Source organism: Streptosporangium sp. NPDC001559 (assembly GCF_042893955.1).
In the GTDB taxonomy this organism is placed as follows: domain Bacteria; phylum Actinomycetota; class Actinomycetes; order Streptosporangiales; family Streptosporangiaceae; genus Streptosporangium.
Map to the genome: position 1 here is coordinate 1 of NZ_JBIAVG010000032.1, position 17,325 is coordinate 17,325.

Genomic DNA, 17,325 nt, shown 5'->3' on the forward strand with positions numbered 1-17,325 from the left:
TCGACCACGTCGGCCTCGGCCCCGACTTCGTCCGCGAAGTCATCCACGACACCACCCCACCCTGCTGCGAGGACACCGCCCCCGACGGACTCGACATCACCGCCGCCATCCCCGGCCTGGCGGGACCCTCCGGTTTGCCTCTGGTGACAGAAACCCTGCTCAAACATGGATTCTCGGACGAAGAGATCGTCAAGATCCTCGGCGACAATGTCCTGCGGTTGTTCCGATCCGAACTGGGAAGGCCCGCATGAACCTCGATCTGATGCTCGACGACCTGGAGGAACTCGTCGTCTGCGAATCCTTCTCCGCCGACCACGAGGCGCTGGCCCGCAGTGCCGCCGTGGTCGCGGACCAGGGGTTCAGAAGGCTCGGCGCGCGCCCCGAGACGATCGTGATCGGCGGTGTCCCCCACCTGCGCTGGACCTTCGGCACGCCCAGGGTCCTGCTGGTCGGCCACCACGACACCGTCTGGCCGATCGGCACGCTGCGTGAGCACCCGTGGTCGCTCGACGACGGGATCGCCCGGGGTCCGGGTGTCTTCGACATGAAGGCCGGACTGGTGCAGACCTTCCACGCCCTGGCCTCCCTGCCCTCACCCGAGGGGGTGTGCGTGCTGGTGACCGGGGACGAGGAGGTCGGTTCGCAGACCTCGCGCGAACTGATCGAGGAGTCGGCGCGCGGGTGCGCCGCGGCCTTCGTCCTTGAGGCGAGCGCGGACGGCGGCGCGCTCAAGACCGCGCGTAAGGGCACCTCCGACTACCGGATCACCGTGCACGGCAGGGCCGCCCACGCGGGTCTCGAACCGGAGAAGGGGGTCAACGCCGGACTTGAGCTGGCTCATCAGATCCTGGCGCTCGGCACGATGGGCGATGGGCCGACGACGGTGACCCCGACCATGCTGTCCGGCGGGACCACGGTCAACACGGTGCCCGCGACCGCGGGGGTCTCCGTGGACGTACGGGTGCCGAGCATCGCCGAGCAGGAACGCGTCGACCGGCTGGTCCGTGAGCTGCTCCCCCGGGTTCCCGGGGCGCGGATCGAGGTGAGCGGGGGGCCGAACCGTCCTCCGCTTGAGGAGACGTCCTCGGCGCGGCTGTTCGAGCTGGCCTGCGCGATCGCCGCGGATCTCGGCATGGAGCCGCTGCGCGGGGCCGCGGTCGGCGGCGCCTCGGACGGCAACTTCACCGCCGGGGTCGGCTGCCCGACGCTCGACGGGCTCGGCGCGGTCGGCGGCGGCGCGCACGCGCCGCACGAGCACGTGATCGTCGGGGAGATGCCCGCGCGGACGAGACTGCTGGCCGGGCTGATCACCTCCGTGCTGAAGAACGAGACCGCCTGACGGACCGGCCGCCCCCGAGCCCCTAGCCGCCGCGCCGGGCCGTCCCCCACGGCCCTCCGCGCGGATCAACACTCCGCAATGGAAGGGGTTCGGAACTTTGCCCCTCCTTGGCCATGAATAGCCAGGAAATGGCAATTAGTCCGCCTAGGAAGATCGTCGGACCTCGGGGGAAGCTGGCGTGGTCACCAAGGGCTCCTGGTCGGTGCGGACCCGGTTGACGCTGATCGCCGTCACCGTGGCCGCCCTGTCCGGACTCGCCCTCGCCCTGGTCGCCACCTTCTCCCTGTACGGCCTGGCCGGCAGTTTCCGAGCCCAGGAGATCACCAACGCCGCCCTGGAGACCATCAATCTGACCGTCCGGGAGCAGCTGCCCGCCGGGCTGCCCCAGGGGGCTCTGGACGGCGTCCAGGTGCTCGATCCGTCGGGCCAGGTCCTGTCCTCGACGCCCAACCTGCGCGGAAAGCCGCGGATGGCGGACTTCGTCCCCCCGCCGGGAGAGGTCAGCGCGGACAGGCAGGTGTGCGACAGCCCCGAATTTCCCGGCAGGTGCATGGTCGTCGTGGCCTTCCGGGTCCACCAGGCGGGCGGCGACTGGATCATTTACGCCGCCGACGACGTCGTTCCCTGGTACGTCCATCCCGGCCTGTTCGCCGGCATCGTCGGGGTCAGCGTGACGCTGGTGCTGCTGGCCGGGGTCGGCGCCTACCAGACGGTCAACAGGGCGCTGGCGCCGGTGGACTCGATCAGAGGCGAGCTGGCGGAGATCACCGCGACCGACCTCGGCCGCCGGGTGCCCGTCCCGTCCGACTCGGGGGAGATCAAACAGCTGGCCATCACGATCAACCAGACGCTCGACCGGCTTGAGGCCGCGGCCGAACAGCAGCGCAGGTTCGCCTCGGACGCCTCGCACGACCTGCGCAGCCCGTTGACCGCGATGCGGGCGCAGGTGGAGGAGGCGCTGCACTACCCGGAGGACACCGACTGGAAGGCGAAGGCCGGGGAGATGCTCGCCAGCCTGGACCGGCTCCAGGCCATCGTCTCCGACCTGCTGATGCTGGCCAGGCTCGACTCCGGCGCGCCCATGGCCCGCCAGTCGATCGACCTGGGCGAGCTGTGCCGGGAGGAGATGGCCCACCGCAGGCGCGGCGTCGAGATGACCTGCCACGCGGAGTCCGGCGTCGTGGTGCAGGGCAGCCGCCTGCGGCTGGTGCGGCTGCTGACGAACCTGCTGGACAACGCGGAACGGCACGCGGCCTCGCAGGTCACGGTGACCGTGGCCGCCCGGGGGGACACGGCCGTGCTGGAGGTCCTCGACGACGGCGCGGGGATCGCCCGCGACCAGTGGGAGGTGGTCTTCCGCCGCTTCGCCCGGCTCGACGCCTCACGCAACAGGGACGCCGGGGGCACCGGGCTGGGGCTGCCCATCGCCAGGGAGGTCGCCGAGGCGCACGGCGGGACCCTGGTGATCGAGGAGAGCGAGCGGGGCGCCCGTTTCGTCCTACGCCTTCCCCTCAGCCGTTAACGGGCCCGGCGGGGCACCAGGACCAGGAGCATGGCCAGGGCGATCAGGCCTCCGCCGACCAGGACGGTCCAGGTGAGGCGTTCGCCGTACAGGGTGATGGCCAGGGCGGTGACCCAGAGGGGCTGGGCGGACAGGATCACCGCGGCGGGCGCGGCGGGCACGTGGACCTGGCCGAAAGAGCGCGCCAGGAACCCCAGGGCACAGGCCACGACCGACAGGTGGGCCATGGCGGCCCAATCGGCGGCGGTCCGGGGCAGGGTGAGGCCGTCGGGTACGGCCAGCACCCCGGTCATGAGCGCGATGACGCCGAGCTGGATCACCGCGAGGGCGTAGGCGTCGCGCCCGGCGCCCTCGAAGTCGCCGAGCACGAGGGTGTGTCCCGCGTACAGCACGGCCGACAGCAGCGTGACGGCCAGGGCGAGCAGCGGTACCGACCCGCCCTCCGTCCCCCTGAGCAGGGTGAAGATCGTCATCGCGGCGGTGGCCAGCGCGACCGCGACCCAGGTACGGAAGGGGACCTCCGCGCCGAGCAGGATCAGCCCGAGGACCGGGGTGATCACCACGTAGGAGCCGACGGTGAATCCGGAGACCGACGAGGGCAGGTCGTGCAGCGCGATGGCCTGCGCCGTCTGGCCCACGCCGAACATCAGACCGAGCAGGACGCCGGTCAGCCAGGTCCTCTCCGACAGGCCGCGCAGACAGCGTGGCCGCAGGGCGAGCAGGGCGATCGCGGCGACGGCGTAACGCTCGGTGAGCAGGTCCGCGACGGGTACGCGGGCCATGAGGTCCTTCATCAGCGGGAAGGCCGACCCCCAGGCGGCGCTGACGAACAACAGAAGCACGGCTCCCATGAGGGGGCGGGGAGCGGAGACCGCTGCCATGCCAGCAGCATTCCATTACGCCCAGCTACCGGAGGGACGCGTAGTCCGTGGTGGAGTGGCCCGAATACCACGTTGAGTGAATGACCTCACCCCGCAGTAAGGGTCCTGTCACCCTCGACCCCCGGCCGCCCCTCGGCCGCCTCTCGGCGCGGAGAACGTTGAACGCGGCCCGTCCGGTCACGGGGGTACCGAGCCGGAGGGCCGCCGGAGTCGCCGGGGGTTTCCCGGAACGCGAATCCACTGGACACGGGCACGGGCCGTCCCGGCGCTCCACACGGGTCCGGGGTCGTTGGACGGCGCGGTCACGGGGGACAGGCCGTGGCCCGTCGTGGCCCAGCAGAGCCACCCCCAACTAACTATCAGGAAACTTTCTTAAAAGAAAGCATTGACGGACCTGGTGGGAGCGCATAGTTTCCAAAATCAACAACCCGTGGGGGGTCTCGGGGTTGGGGTAACTGCTGTGTTTCCTCATTCGGAGGTAGCTCTCCCATGTCCTCACGCTTACGCGCGGGCCTCGCGGCGGCCGGTGCGTCGTTCGCCCTGATCGCCTGCGCGCTCGCAGGCACGGCCACCGCCGCGGCCGACGACACGTCGTGCCGCCCCGACGGTCTCTACACCACCCCGGGCCTCGACGTGCCCTACTGCCAGGTCTACGACGAGTCGGGCCGGGAGAAGATGGGCGCGGACCACCCGCGCCGCATCATCGGCTACTTCACGAGCTGGCGGACCGGCAAGAACGGCCAGCCGTCCTACCTGGCCAAGAACATCCCCTGGGACAAGGTCACCCACATCAACTACGCGTTCGCGCACGTGGGCGCGGACAACAAGATCTCGGTCGGCGGTGACGGGGCCGACAACCCCTCCATCGGCATGGAGTGGCCGGGGATCGACACCATGGACCCGGCGCTGCCCTACAAGGGGCACTTCAACCTGCTGAACAAGTACAAGAAGGCCAACCCGAACGTCAAAACGCTGATCAGCGTCGGCGGCTGGGCGGAGACCGGCGGATACATCGACGACACGGGCGAGCGCAAGCCGTCGGGTGGCTTCTACACGATGACCACCAACGCCGACGGCTCGGCCAACACGGCCGGGATCAACGCCTTCGCCGACTCCTCGGTCGCCTTCATCAGGAAGTACGGCTTCAACGGCGTCGACATCGACTACGAGTACCCGACGTCGATGAAGGACGCGGGCAACCCGCTCGACTGGCAGGTCGGCAACGCCCGCCGCGCCTCGCTGATGAAGAACTACGCGGTGCTGATGAAGACGCTGCGTGACAAGCTCAACGCGGCCTCGGCCGCCGACGGCAAGTACTACCTGCTCTCGGTCGCCGCGCCCTCCTCCGGCTACCTACTGCGCGGCATGGAGACCTTCCAGGTCACCCAGTACCTGGACTACGTCAACATCATGTCCTACGACCTGCACGGCGCCTGGAACGAGTTCGTCGGCCCGAACGCGGCCCTCTACGACGACGGCAAGGACGCCGAGCTGGCCAAGTGGAACGTCTACAACACCGAGGCGTACGGCGGCATCGGCTACCTCAACACCGACTGGGCCTACCACTACTTCCGCGGTGCGATGCAGGCGGGCCGGATCAACATCGGCGTGCCGTACTACACCCGGGGATGGCGCAACGTCACCGGTGGCACCAACGGCCTGTGGGGCATCTCCAAGAGCACCAGCGGCTGCCCGACCGGCCTGACCACCTGTGGTGACGGCGCGCGCGGCATCGACAACCTCTGGCACGACCTGGAGAACAACAGCGAGGTCGGCGGCGGCGGCAACCCGCTCTGGCACGCCAAGAACCTGCTGGACGGCCGCGCCGGATCGTACGGCCCCGCCTACGGTCTCGACCCCAACAAGGCCGACGACAAGCTGACCGGCACCTACACCCGCAACTACAACCCGACCCTGGTCGCGCCCTGGCTGTGGAACGACAGCAAGAAGGTCTTCCTGTCCATGGAGGACGACCAGTCCATCGGCGTCAAGGCCAACTACGTCAAGGACAAGGGCATCGGCGGCCTGATGATCTGGGAGCTGGCCGGCGACTACGCCTGGGACTCCGCCAAGAGCGAGTGGTTCATGGGCAACACGCTCACCAACCAGGTCTACGACACCTTCAAGACCGCCACGCCGTACGGCGCGACCCGGGCGAAGGTCAGCATCCCCAACGAGAAGCTCGACGTGAGCGTGGACATCAGCGGGTTCCCCTCCGGCGACAGCAACTACCCGATCACCGGCAAGCTGAAGGTCACCAACAACTCCAAGACCACGATTCCCGGCGGCGCCGAGTTCCAGTGGGACTACGCCAGCTCCGCTCCGAAGACGGCCAAGGACCAGTCCGGCTACGGCCTGACCGTGATCAGCAGCGAGCACGGCGGCGGCAACAACATCGGCGGCCTGAAGGGCGACTTCAACCGGATCTCCTTCAAGCTGAAGGCCAACGAGTCGCTGGCGCCCGGCGCGTCGCTGAGCATGGACTACGTCTACTACCTGCCCGCCCCGGCCCCGGCCAACTTCACCGTGAGCTTCGGCGGCAAGACCTACGGCCTGACCGGTGATTACGCCCGCGGCGGTGTGGTGGTCAACCCGACGCCGACGCCGACCGGCACCGGCGGCCCCGGCGGCGACTGCTCCGCTCCCCCGTGGTCGGCCGGTGAGGTCTACAACGGCGGCGCCAAGGTCTCGCACAAGGGTCACCTGTGGCAGGCCAAGTGGTGGACCCAGAACAACGAGCCCGGCACCAACTCCGTCTGGACCGACCTCGGCGTCTGCGCGACCCCCACTCCGACCGTCACGCCCACGGTGACCCCGACCGTCACCCCGACGGTCACGCCCACGGTGACGCCGACCGTGACCCCGACGGTCACCCCGACCGTGACGCCGACGGTGACCCCGACCGTCACGCCCACCGTGACGCCCACTGTCACCCCGACCGTCACCCCGACCGGGAACTACCCGGCCTGGAAGGCGGGGACGTCCTACAGCTCCGGCACCCGGGTCACCTTCTCGGGCGTCAGCTACGAGTGCCGCCAGGCGCACACCTCCGCCGTGGGATGGGAGCCCACGAACGTGCCCGCGCTCTGGCAGCGCCTGAACTAGCCACCTCTCCCATCGGCGCCCGGCGATCCATTCCTGCCACGGATCGCCGGGCGCCCCCGTCTTTTCCGCCGCCTGCGGCTGTTCCGTGGCCGATTCCCGCCCCCGCCCACCAAGATGGGAGCATTACCGGAACACGACGAACCCACAGGAAGGCCACGATCGGTGAGGCGGCTACTGACTGTCCTGCTGCTCACGGGCACCGTGCTCCTGAGCGTGGTCACCCCGGCGCGGGCCCACAACATATTGGTCGGCAGCGACCCCGAGGACGGCGCCTCGCTGGCCACAGCCCCCGGGCGGATCACCCTGACCTTCGACCAGCCGGTACGGCAGGGCTTCGCGCAGATCAGCGTGACCGGCCCCGGCGAGACCCGCTGGGAGGAGGGCAAGACCGCCGTCTCCGGCGCGAAGGTGAGCGTCGGGGTCAGGCCGCTCGGCCCCGCCGGGCAGTACGTGGTGGGCTACCGCATCCTGTCCTCCGACGGCCACCCGGTCTCGGACAAGGTGACCTTCACCCTGACCGCGGCCGGCACCGGCTCCCCCGCGCAGGCCGCCCCAGGCGCCCCTGAGGCCTCCGGCGCCCCGGCCCAGGAGCTCGACCTGAGCGCCCAGGCCGCCGAGGCCGCGCAGAACGGCGGCGCCGGGATGGCCGTGCTGTGGATCGTGGCCGCCCTCGTCCTGCTCGGCGGTGCGACCGTCGTCGCGATGCGCCGCAGCGGAGGACGGGAGGAGACCCGGTGACCGTGACGCTGGAGCGCCCCTCGGAGACCGGATCGGTCAGGAGGCTGGTGGCCGGTGGCCTCGTCTCCGGCGCGCTGCTGGCCGTACTGGCGGCGACGACGCTGACCGCGGAGAAGGCCGTGCCGGGCATCGCCGTGCCCGGCCCGGTCGTCGAGTACGGCCTGCCCGTGCTGCGGGTGCTGCTCGACCTGGCGGCGGTGGCGGTCGTCGGGCTCAGCGTGCTGCCGAGGATCCTCGGTTTCGACGACCCCGAGCGCACCGAGCCGGTGATGCGCAGGGCCAGACCGGCCGCCGTGACGTTCGCCTGGGCGTGGGCGGTGCTGGCGCTGGTCGTCATCGTCTTCCAGACGGCCCAGCTCAACCCGGGGGCCGTCCCCACCCCGGAGATGGTCGCCGCGTACGTCGGCGATTTCGGCGCGGGCCAGGGGATGCTCTTCAGCGCCGCCTGCGCCCTCGCCTACGCGGGCATCGGGCTGCTGGCCGTACGGTTCGGGGAGAAGGTTCCCGCCGAGCTGCGGATCGTGATCGCCTTCTTCGGGCTACTGCCGATCCCCGTCACCGGGCACGCGGTGAACTCGATATGGCACGACCCGATCATGATCTCGATGGAGCTGCACGTGATGGGCTCCGCCGCGTGGACCGGCGGGCTGCTGGTCATCATGCTGCTGGTCGCGCGGGACCGTGAGCTGCTGGCCGGGGTCCTGCCCAAGTTCTCCAGGCTGGCGACGCTGGCCCTGGTGCTGGTGAGCGTCTCCGGGCTGGTCAACGGCCTGGGCTCGATGGCCCTGACCCAGGGGGTCGAGTTGCCCGGGGCACTGCTCGACGGGCCCTACGGGCTGCTGGTGATCGTCAAGGCCGTGTGCGTGGGGCTGCTGATCCCGTTCGCCGCCCACATCAGGTTCCGCCTGCTGCCGCGCATCGCCGCGCGGCAGGGGACGGCCGTCGTCGCGTGGGCGGCGGCGGAACTCACCGTGATGGGCCTGGCCTACGGGTTCGCGGTCGCCCTGACCACGGCCTCCATGTCCTGAGCCCGGAGCCTGAAGCGGGTCAGCGCCCACTCGGCGCCCAGCCAGAGCACCGCCAGCAGGACCCCGCCCGCCGCCAGGACCATCGGTGAGACCAGCGGCGGGGTGAGGTAGGCGGCGCTCTGCAGGCGCAGCGCCTGGCTCACCACGACGGTGACCGCGAGCGATCCGGCCAGCGCCCGCAGCACCGGGTTCCTGATCAGGAACGCCAGGTCGACCATGAGCGCCCCGGCGATCAGGAAGACGGGCACCGCGGAGCGCGGGAAGCCCGTCACGGCGAGCAGCGGCCAGATGACGGCGCGGTAGGCGACGTAGGAGGCGGCGACGGCGGTCGCGGTGAGGACGCGTCCCGTCATCGCGCGGGCGACGATCAGGACGATCATGGCCGCGGCCACCCCGTAGATCGGGTAGAGCTCGTCCGGCACCGGGAGCGAGAACTTGACCACCATGTCCCGGTCCACGCCGCGGCCCATCTGGTCGGCGGCGAACTGCAGCAGGATGGGTTCGGCCTCGGGCCGGCCCCGGTCCCAGGCGGCGATGCCGAACACGCCGTACTCCTGGTGCTGGGCCGGGAACCAGACGTTCTCCAGCAGGAAGACGCCCAGGGCGCCCAGGACCAGTGTGCGGGTGCGCCCGGGGGGCGCCCCCATGAACCATCCCCTGGTCACACCGGAGACCATCAGCAGCGTGCCGATGTAGAGCATCATGTGCGACGGGCTCCACGAGGTGATGTCGAGCCCGTTGATGCGGTGGTTGATCAGGTCCAGCGGGACGGCGATGAGGAAGACCGCGGTTCCCCAGCCGATGAGCCGCTGCGCGGTCCTGTCCACGCCGTAACCGGTGTAGAGGTGGATGATCGTGAGCGTGAGCGCGATGGCGGTGCCGACGCTGTTGAGCAGGTGCGGCGGCGCCAGGTCGTCACGGAGCCACTTGAAGTGCCAGGAGACGTCCCAGGAGGCACCGAGGACCTTGAAGGAGAAGGCGACCAGCCAGCCGAAATAGAGCACCCGAAACAGGTCCTCCGGGGTCTGCCTGCCCGCTTTTCCCCTGGTCCAGTAGGGCAGGGCCCACTGGATGGCCTGTGTGGCGCTTCGTTTTGGACTCACGACGAACTTCACGCGCGAAATGATGCCCGTCCTTTACCTTGGTCCGCAATCAGGAACATCCCTGAGAGATCGGCAGGGGTTAGTCCCATACGAAGATGCTTGCACCCTTCAGCGACTTTTGTCGCCACTTGTCCCCTATGTTCTCACTGTCGGACCGTCTCAGGTCGCTCTCAGGCTGTCCTCAGTAAGCTCGCCGCATGAAGCTCGCGGGCAAGCCTGTCGCCGGAATCACGCTGGTCACCGTACTGGTGGCCGCCGTGATCACCTGGATCCTGTGGCCGTCGGCCCAGGAGACACACCCCCGGGAACAGAGCGTCACGGTGCTCGACGGTCCCCGTGACGACCAACAGGTCACGCTGGACGCCACGTTCTTCCCGCCCGCCGGAGGCGGCAGGGCCCCCGCGGTGCTGCTGGCCCACGGTTTCGGCGGCAGCAAGGAGAGCGTGCGCGAGGCGGCCGTACGGCTGGCCGGGGAGGGCTACGCCGTACTGACCTGGTCCGCCCGCGGCTTCGGCCGCTCGACGGGGCAGATCGCGCTCAACTCCCCCGACTACGAGGTCAAGGACGTGCGGCAGCTCGTCGACTGGCTGGCCAGGCGGCCCGAGGTCAGTCTCGACGCGGCCGGAGACCCGAAGGTCGGCGTCGCGGGAGGCTCCTACGGCGGCGCCATCGCGCTGATGGCCGCCGCCTACGACGACCGGATCGACGCGATCGTCCCCCAGATCACCTGGCACGACCTGGCCGACGCGCTGTTCCCCGAGGCGGGTGGACGGGGCCCGCTGAACGGGGTGTTCAAGCGGATGTGGGCCGGACTGTTCTTCAGCAGGGGCGGCACCTCCCCCGCTCCCGGCCCGCTGCGGGGCGCCGCCCCCGTCGGCGAGGCGCCTCCGGCGAGCGCGCAGGAGGTCAGGTGCGGCCGGTTCCTGCCCGAGTTGTGCGACGTCTACCAGCGGATCGCCGAGACGGGCCGGGCGACGCCGGAGGCGATCGAGACCCTGCGCAGGTCGAGTCCCGTCTCCGTGCCCGGCAGGATCAAGATCCCCACGCTGTTGCTTCAGGGGACGCGTGACTCGCTCTTCCCCCTGGGCCAGGCCGACGCCAACGCCAGGGCCGTGGCCGCGACCGGCGCCCCGGTGGCCGTCGCCTGGTTCGACGGCGGCCACGACGGCGGCGACGGCGAGGCCGACTGGATCCACGAGCGGACCACCGCCTGGTTCGCCCGCCATCTGAAGGGGGATGCCGGACGGGCCACCGTCCCGTTCACCGTCACCCGCGACGGCGGGCGCGACCCGGGTACCCGCCGCCCCGTCCAGCTGCACGCCACCGCCCCCGCCTACCCCGGCCTGTACGGCGCCGCGACGACCCAGGTCGCGCTGACCGGGCCCGCCCAGCCGGTCGCCAACCCGCCGGGCGGCTCCCCCTCCTCGATCTCCTCCGTCCCCGGGTTCGGCGGCCTCGGCGGCTCGCCCGGGGTGAGCCTGTCCACCGATATGGCGGGCCAGAGCGCCCACTTCGACTCCGCCCCACTCGCCGCCCCGCTCCAGGTCACCGGCAGCTCGACGGTCCGGGTACGGGTGCGGGCCGAGGGCACCGGAGGCAAGGTCTCCGAGGAGGGCGTGACGCTGTTCGCCAAGCTCTACGACGCCGGCCCCGGTGGCCAGGCTCCGATCCTGCCCGACGGCCTGGTGGCCCCGGTGCGGGTCGCCCTCTCCCCGGACGGTACGGGCGAGGCCACCGTCACGCTGCCCGCCGTCGACCATCGCTTCGACGCCGGGCATCGGCTGCGGGTCGCCTTCACCACGACCGACCTCGGCTACAGCACCCCGGCCGCCCCGGCCGTCTACCAGGTGGAGCTGGCCGCGCCCACGCTGACCGTCCCGGTGGACGCCGCGCTGCGGACCCCGCAGAACGGCCCGACCTGGTGGACGTGGGCGCTGCCCGCCGCCGCCGTCGTGGCCGCCGCGGTCCTGCTGCTCACCGGGCGCAGGCGCCGCCGTACGGACCACGACCCGGCCCTGGCCGACGTCCCGCTGCGGATCGACGGCCTGACCAAGGCCTACCGCAACGGCGAACGGGCGGTCGACGACCTGTCCTTCACCGTGGAACGCGGCCAGGTGCTCGGCCTGCTCGGTCCCAACGGGGCGGGAAAGACAACGACCATGCGGATGATGATGGGCCTGATCCACCCCGACGCGGGCGAGATCAGGATCTTCGGCCACCGGATCTCCCCCGGCGCCGCCGTGCTGTCGCGGCTGGGGTCGTTCGTCGAGGGGCCCGGCTTCCTGCCGCACCTGACGGGACGGGCCAACCTGGAGCTCTACTGGAAGGCGACCGGCCGCCCGGAACACGACGCGCACTTCGCCGAGGCCCTGGAGATCGCCGGGCTCGGCGCCGCGCTGGACCGGGCGGTCCGGACCTACTCCCAGGGCATGCGCCAGCGCCTGGCCATCGCCCAGGCCATGCTCGGTCTGCCCGACCTGCTGGTGCTCGACGAACCGGCCAACGGCCTCGACCCGCCGCAGATCAGGGAGATGCGCGAGGTGCTGATCGCCTACGCGGCGCGGGGCCGTACGGTCATCGTCTCCAGCCACCTGCTGGCCGAGGTCGAGCAGACCTGCAGTCACGTGGTGGTCATGCGCCGGGGACGCCTGGTCACCGCGGGCCCGGTGCGCGACCTGCTGGGCGAGCACGCCTCTGGCGGCTCGAGCGGCGGCTCGGGCAGCCGCCTTGAGGACGTGTTCCTTGACCTGATCGGGGAGAAGGCATGAGCGAGATCCTGACGCGGACCGGTTCGCCGGTCGAGGAGGTCCCCGAGGGCCCCGGGCGGGGCGACGGCCAGGCGGCCGGTTACCTGCCCGGCCGTACGCTGCCGCTGTCGGTCGAGTTCGCCAGGCAGCTCAGGAGGCGCCGCACACTGGTGATGTTCGGCCTGCTGCTGGCGTTGCCGTGGATCCTGGTGGCCGCCTTCCAGCTCGGCGCCGGGTCCGGCCAGCCCTCCGGGGTGCCGCGCCTGTCCGACCTGGCGACCGAGGGCGGCCTGAACTTCGCGGCGTTCGCGCTGTCGGTCTCGGCGAGCTTCCTGCTGGCGGTGGCGGTCGCGCTGTTCTGCGGCGACACGGTGGCCAGTGAGGCGAGCTGGTCCTCGCTGCGTTACCTGCTGGCCGCCCCGGTCCCCCGCGACCGGCTGCTGCGGCAGAAGCTGGTGGTCGCCCTGACCTACTCGGCGGCGGCGGTCGTCTGCCTGCCGACGATGGCGTTGCTCGCCGGGACCCTGGTGTTCGGCTGGCACGACGTGCGGGTGCCGGGCACCGGTGAGACGGTCGCCGCCCTGGACGTGCTGCCCCGCTTCGGCGTCGTGGTCGGCTACGTGCTGATCAGCCAGTTCGTGGTCGCCGCGCTCGCCTTCCTGCTCTCGGTCGGCACGGACTCACCCCTGGGCGCCGTCGGCGGCGCGGTCGGCCTGGTGATCGTCAGCGGCATCCTGCAGGCGGTCGACGCCCTCGGCTCGCTGCGGGAGTTCCTGCCGACGTTCTGGAGCACGGCGTGGCTGGACGCCCTCGCGCCGCAACCCGACTACGGCGGCATGGTCAAGGGCGTGGCCGTCTCGGTCACCTACTCGGTGGTCCTGGTCGCCCTCGCCTTCCGCCGGTTCCGGCGCAAGGACGTGGTTTCGTGATCCTCGGCCGCCTTTACCAGTGGGGCGGCCGGTCCTCCAGAAGCCTGTCGTCGTCGCTGGGCTCACGCCAGGTGCCCCAGCCGATGTCGGTGTCGTCCCCTGTCTGGTCAGGCAGGATCGGCGGGCCGTCGTCGGAGAGATCGACGGGACGCAGATCGTCGGGATGCAGGTCGTCGGGCTCAAGCGAAGTCACGGGTCCATGCTAGCCAGCGTCGCGCCGACTCCTCCGCGCCACGAGCTGACGGATGGGGAAACTCCTGCCCGCTTCGCGGCCCCAGGGACAGCCGGCCGCCCGGACGGGTACGATTCGGATGGTCAGGTGTCAAGCTACCCCCCGTGAGGCGGCCATGGCAGCGCCATCAGGATGGCGGCGAGACGGCAATCTCCCGAACGAGCTCACCAGTTTCGTCGGGCGCACCAGACTCCTGACCATCCTGCGGCAACGGTTGCGCGAGCATCGCCTCGTCACCGTGACCGGCATCGGCGGGGTCGGCAAGTCGCGTACGGCGCTGCGCATCGCGCACCAGATGCGCGACCAGTTCAAGGACGGCGTCTGGTTCGCCGACATCGCCAGGCAGCGTGACCCGGGGATGCTCAGGCACACGATCAACTCGGCCCTGGGCATCGCCGACCAGTCGTCGCGCTCCGCCGAGGAGGCGCTGGTCGAGTGGCTGAACGACCGCGAGGTCCTGCTGGTCATCGACGCCTGCGAGCATGTCGACTCGGCCTGCGCCGAGCTCTTCGAGGAGCTGCTGACCCGCGCGAGCGGCCTGACCATCCTGGCGACCAGCCGCCACTCGCTCAACGCCAGGGGCGAGCACACGGTCACCGTCCCGCCGCTGACGGTGCCGGGCAGCGTGCCGGGCGAGAACGTCTTCACCAACGAGGCCCTGCTGCTGTTCGCCGCGCGGGCGAGCGCGGTGGTGCCCGGCTTCGAGCTCGACGAGCGCAATGTCGGCTCCGTCAGCGAGCTGTGCCGCCGCCTCGACGGCATCCCGCTGGCCATCGAGCTGGCGGCGGTGCGGCTGCGGGCGCTGTCCGTCGAGCAGATGCTCGACCTGCTGGCCGACCGGTTCAGCCTGCTGGCGGGCGCCAGCCGTACGGCGCTGCCCAGGCACCAGACGCTGCGGGCGGCGATCGGCTGGAGCCACGAGCTGTGCGAGCCCGCCGAACGACTGTTATGGGCGCGGCTTTCGGTGTTCGCGGGCGACTTCGAGCTGGACGCCGTCCACTACGTCTGCGCCGGGGACAACCTTCCCCACGAGACGATCGTGGACCTCATCAGCAGCCTGGTCGAGAAGTCGATCCTGCTGAGCGACGGCACCCCGTCCGGGCACCGCTACCGGCTGATCGACACGCTGCGCGACTACGGCGAGGAGTGGCTCAAGCACCTCGACGAGAGGGAGCGCATCAGGGAACGGCATCGTGACTACTACCTGCAGCTGGCCTACCGGAGCGAGGAGGCCTGGTCGGGTCCCCGCCAGGTCTACTGGTACGTCCGGATGCGTCACGAGCACGACAACATCAGGGTCGCCCTCGACTACTGCCTGAACACCCCGGGTCAGGTGCTCTCCGGGCTGAAGCTGCTGTCGTCGCTGTGGTTCATGTGGGTGGCCTGCGGGCTGGCGCGCGAGGGCAGGCTCTACCTTGAGAAGACCCTGGAGCTCTCGCCCGAGCCGAGTCCCGAGCGTTGTAAGGCGCTGTGGGTGCTCTCCTACATCCACAGTGCCCAGGGCGACATCACCGGCGCCATCGCGGCGGCCGAGCAGTGCAGCGCGGACGCGGTGCGCGTCGGCGACTCCGGCGCGGTGATCCTGGCCACCAAGATGCTCGGCACGGCCGCCTTCCTCCAGAACGACCTGCACAAGGCCAGCGCGCTGCTCGGCGTCGCCATCGAGTTCCACAAGAGCGGCCGGGAGCTGAACCCCGGTCTGCTGCCCTCGATCGTCGAGCTGTCGATGGTGCTGCTCATGCAGGGCGACCCCGGCGAGGCCGAGACGCTGCTGCGTGACTGCATCACCGTGTGCACCCAGCGCGGTGAGCTGTGGCTGCGTTCCTACGCCATCTACGCGCTGGCCAGCGTCCATCAGGCGATGGGCCAGACCACCGAGGCCATGACGAACGCGCGTGAGTCGCTGCGTCTCAAGCGTTACTTCCACGACGTCCTGGGCATCGGCCTGGCGATCGAGGTGGTCGCCAGACAGGCGCTCGAGGCCGGTCAGCCGGAGCTGGCCTCGCGTCTGATGGGCGGTGGCCAGGCGAACTGGCGCACATTCGGGATGCCCCAGCTCGGTTCGCCCTTCTTCAACGCCGAGCACGACCGCTGCGTCAAGGAGTGCAAGAGCCTGCTGGGCGAGCAGGCGCACGAGAAGGCCTTCGCCGCAGGCAAGAAGCTGGGCCTGGAGGAGCTGATCGAGCTCGCACTCGGAGAGCAGGAGAGCGACACCCGGCTCCCCCAGGACTGATCCGCTCGGCTCACTCCTCGGCGATCCGCTGTCGCCAGGCCAGCGTGTAGCGGGAGCTGGTCAGTGAGTAGTCGACGCTTCCGCTGATCCAGAACTCCAGGCCGCGCACGTACGCGTGCACCGCCTCCGAGCCGAGCGCCTCCAGCGTGGGGCGCCGCTCGATCATGTCGGTGATGGCCTTGTTGCGCATCATGCCGATCCGCTCCATCGCGGCCTGCCGGGAGACCCCTCCGTGTACGGCCAGCACGTTCACCAGGTTGTTCCTGGCGTTGCCGCCCTCGCTCTCCTTGGCGTAGGAGATGAGGTCGTTGTCCCACACGACGACGTCGTTGGCGCTCTCGGTGATCGCGCGCACGGCGGGGTGCCGCCACTCGGCGGGGGTCAGGCGATGGCCCGCGGCGATGTCGATCAGGGCGAAGACCGTGAGCATGGCACCGGTCCTGCGCCGCATGAACAGGTAGTCCTCGATGGAGGGGACCACCTCGTCCTCGCGGTTTGCCGCCTCCCAGACCTGCGCGAAGAGGTAGTCCTTCGTGACGGAGCACCAGCGGTCGAGCTGGTCGCCGTCGGCGTGCGCGGAGATCCTGTTCTTGATCTCCAGCAGCATCCTGGCGAACCTGTCGTCGACCTCGTATCCGCCGTCCAGTCCTTCGAGGACGGCGTAGAACTGGGGCAGCGCGCGGGCTATCTCGGCGGCTCTGCGGTCGGACTCGCAGAAGGCGTCGTCGAAGGCGAACAGCCACACGCACCAGTCGGTCACCAGCCGGAGCAGGTCGTGCTCCGCGTAGGGGTAGGTCCGGCCACCCAGCCAGCCGTACCTCGCCTGTCTGTAGCGCTCGACCGTTTCGGCGTCCTTGAGCATTCCCGAGGCGATGAGCCAATCCAGGGTCTCCCGGTCGACTCTCTCGACGTGGGGACTCACCTCACTCGGGAAGGGGCAGGGCAGCGGGGGGATGTGCAGACGCCGATCGGACTGAGGTGTAGTAGTAGTTCCCACCTGTCAAGGATCCCCGAACGCCACATGATTTCAATATGTCGCCATATAGGAGACATCACTAATCAGGGTAACGTTCGAACCATTTCAGATACTGCTCGTGGCCGAACATCCGGGCGGTCTCCCGCGCGGACGGGGTTCCCTGGTCCGGATCGGCTCCCGCGTCCAGAAGCGCCCTGACCACCTTGGGCTCCTTCTTGAAGACCGCTCCGGACAGCGGGGTCTGACCCCGGTCGTTCGCCCGGCCGGGATCGGCGCCGAGGGCGGTCAGCGCCCTGACGGTCTCGGCGTGGCCGTGGTAGGCGGCGAGCATCACCAGGGTGTCGCCCCTGTCGTTGGTCAGGTTGGCCGGCACCCCGGCCTCGACGTACGCGCGGAGTCTGTCGGTCTCACCAGCCCTGGCCAGGTCGAACAGGCGGGTGGCGAACTCCTCCAGCTCAGGGTCGGACTGCATGGGAACCATTCTGCCCCGGT

General features: G+C 70.3%; 14 protein-coding genes. 9 read left to right on the forward strand and 5 right to left on the reverse strand.

The window, feature by feature from the left end; genetic code table 11:
- From ACFYY8_RS41185 to ACFYY8_RS41195, 3 genes are all read left to right on the forward strand, one after another.
- Positions 1-251: membrane dipeptidase (locus ACFYY8_RS41185; RefSeq protein WP_390050530.1), on the forward strand; the 251-nt coding region annotated here is incomplete at its 5' end.
- Complete coding sequence (locus ACFYY8_RS41190; RefSeq protein ID WP_390050531.1) at positions 248-1,339, forward strand: M20 family metallopeptidase; 1,092 nt, start codon at positions 248-250, stop codon at positions 1,337-1,339. The genes ACFYY8_RS41185 and ACFYY8_RS41190, both read left to right, overlap by 4 nt.
- A 178-nt stretch (positions 1,340-1,517) precedes the next feature.
- Positions 1,518-2,861, forward strand: coding sequence for a sensor histidine kinase (locus ACFYY8_RS41195; RefSeq protein ID WP_390050532.1), 1,344 nt, complete (start codon positions 1,518-1,520; stop codon positions 2,859-2,861).
- Here ACFYY8_RS41195 and ACFYY8_RS41200 read toward each other — a convergent pair.
- Positions 2,858-3,742, reverse strand: a complete 885-nt coding sequence (locus ACFYY8_RS41200; protein ID WP_390050533.1) for a DMT family transporter — start codon at positions 3,740-3,742, stop codon at positions 2,858-2,860. The two genes, ACFYY8_RS41195 and ACFYY8_RS41200, sit on opposite strands and share 4 nt — an antisense overlap.
- A 489-nt stretch (positions 3,743-4,231) precedes the next feature.
- On the opposite strand from ACFYY8_RS41200, the gene ACFYY8_RS41205 reads away from it, so the two are divergent.
- From ACFYY8_RS41205 to ACFYY8_RS41215, 3 genes are all read left to right on the forward strand, one after another.
- Positions 4,232-6,847: a chitinase C-terminal domain-containing protein gene (locus ACFYY8_RS41205; RefSeq protein ID WP_390050534.1), complete on the forward strand. Its 2,616-nt coding sequence runs from the start codon at positions 4,232-4,234 to the stop codon at positions 6,845-6,847.
- Positions 6,848-7,009: 162 nt separating this feature from the next.
- The gene (locus tag ACFYY8_RS41210; RefSeq protein WP_352016434.1) at positions 7,010-7,585 is read left to right on the forward strand and encodes a copper resistance CopC family protein; all 576 of its coding nucleotides are present in this window, start codon (positions 7,010-7,012) and stop codon (positions 7,583-7,585) included.
- Entirely contained in the window at positions 7,582-8,613 is a 1,032-nt protein-coding gene (locus ACFYY8_RS41215; protein WP_390050535.1) for a copper resistance D family protein, read from the forward strand. The genes ACFYY8_RS41210 and ACFYY8_RS41215 overlap by 4 nt, the downstream gene beginning before the upstream one ends.
- On the opposite strand, the gene ACFYY8_RS41220 is transcribed toward ACFYY8_RS41215, so the two are convergent.
- Positions 8,571-9,728 (reverse strand): hypothetical protein, encoded by a 1,158-nt coding sequence (locus tag ACFYY8_RS41220; protein WP_390050536.1) that lies wholly within the window; start codon positions 9,726-9,728, stop codon positions 8,571-8,573. The two genes, ACFYY8_RS41215 and ACFYY8_RS41220, sit on opposite strands and share 43 nt — an antisense overlap.
- Before the next feature lie 185 nt (positions 9,729-9,913).
- Between ACFYY8_RS41220 and ACFYY8_RS41225 the strand changes: the two genes are divergently transcribed.
- Together ACFYY8_RS41225 and ACFYY8_RS41230 are read left to right on the forward strand one after the other, a co-directional pair.
- Positions 9,914-12,484, forward strand: coding sequence for a CocE/NonD family hydrolase (locus ACFYY8_RS41225; RefSeq protein WP_390050537.1), 2,571 nt, complete (start codon positions 9,914-9,916; stop codon positions 12,482-12,484).
- Complete coding sequence (locus ACFYY8_RS41230) at positions 12,481-13,392, forward strand: ABC transporter permease (protein WP_390050538.1); 912 nt, start codon at positions 12,481-12,483, stop codon at positions 13,390-13,392. Before ACFYY8_RS41225 ends, ACFYY8_RS41230 begins: the two co-directional genes overlap by 4 nt.
- A gap of 13 nt (positions 13,393-13,405) precedes the next feature.
- On the opposite strand, the gene ACFYY8_RS41235 is transcribed toward ACFYY8_RS41230, so the two are convergent.
- Complete coding sequence (locus ACFYY8_RS41235; protein ID WP_352016439.1) at positions 13,406-13,585, reverse strand: hypothetical protein; 180 nt, start codon at positions 13,583-13,585, stop codon at positions 13,406-13,408.
- Positions 13,586-13,739: 154 nt separating this feature from the next.
- On the opposite strand from ACFYY8_RS41235, the gene ACFYY8_RS41240 reads away from it, so the two are divergent.
- A complete protein-coding gene (locus ACFYY8_RS41240) occupies positions 13,740-15,857 on the forward strand; it encodes an ATP-binding protein (RefSeq protein WP_390050539.1) in 2,118 nt (705 codons plus the stop codon).
- Positions 15,858-15,867: 10 nt separating this feature from the next.
- Here the strand turns inward: ACFYY8_RS41240 and ACFYY8_RS41245 are convergent, their stop codons facing one another.
- On the reverse strand, positions 15,868-16,779 hold the full coding sequence (locus tag ACFYY8_RS41245) for a 4-epi-cubebol synthase (protein ID WP_390050540.1): 912 nt from the start codon (positions 16,777-16,779) through the stop codon (positions 15,868-15,870).
- A 133-nt stretch (positions 16,780-16,912) separates the two neighbouring features.
- A complete protein-coding gene (locus tag ACFYY8_RS41250) occupies positions 16,913-17,314 on the reverse strand; it encodes an ankyrin repeat domain-containing protein (protein ID WP_390050541.1) in 402 nt (133 codons plus the stop codon).
- Positions 17,315-17,325 lie beyond the last annotated feature (11 nt).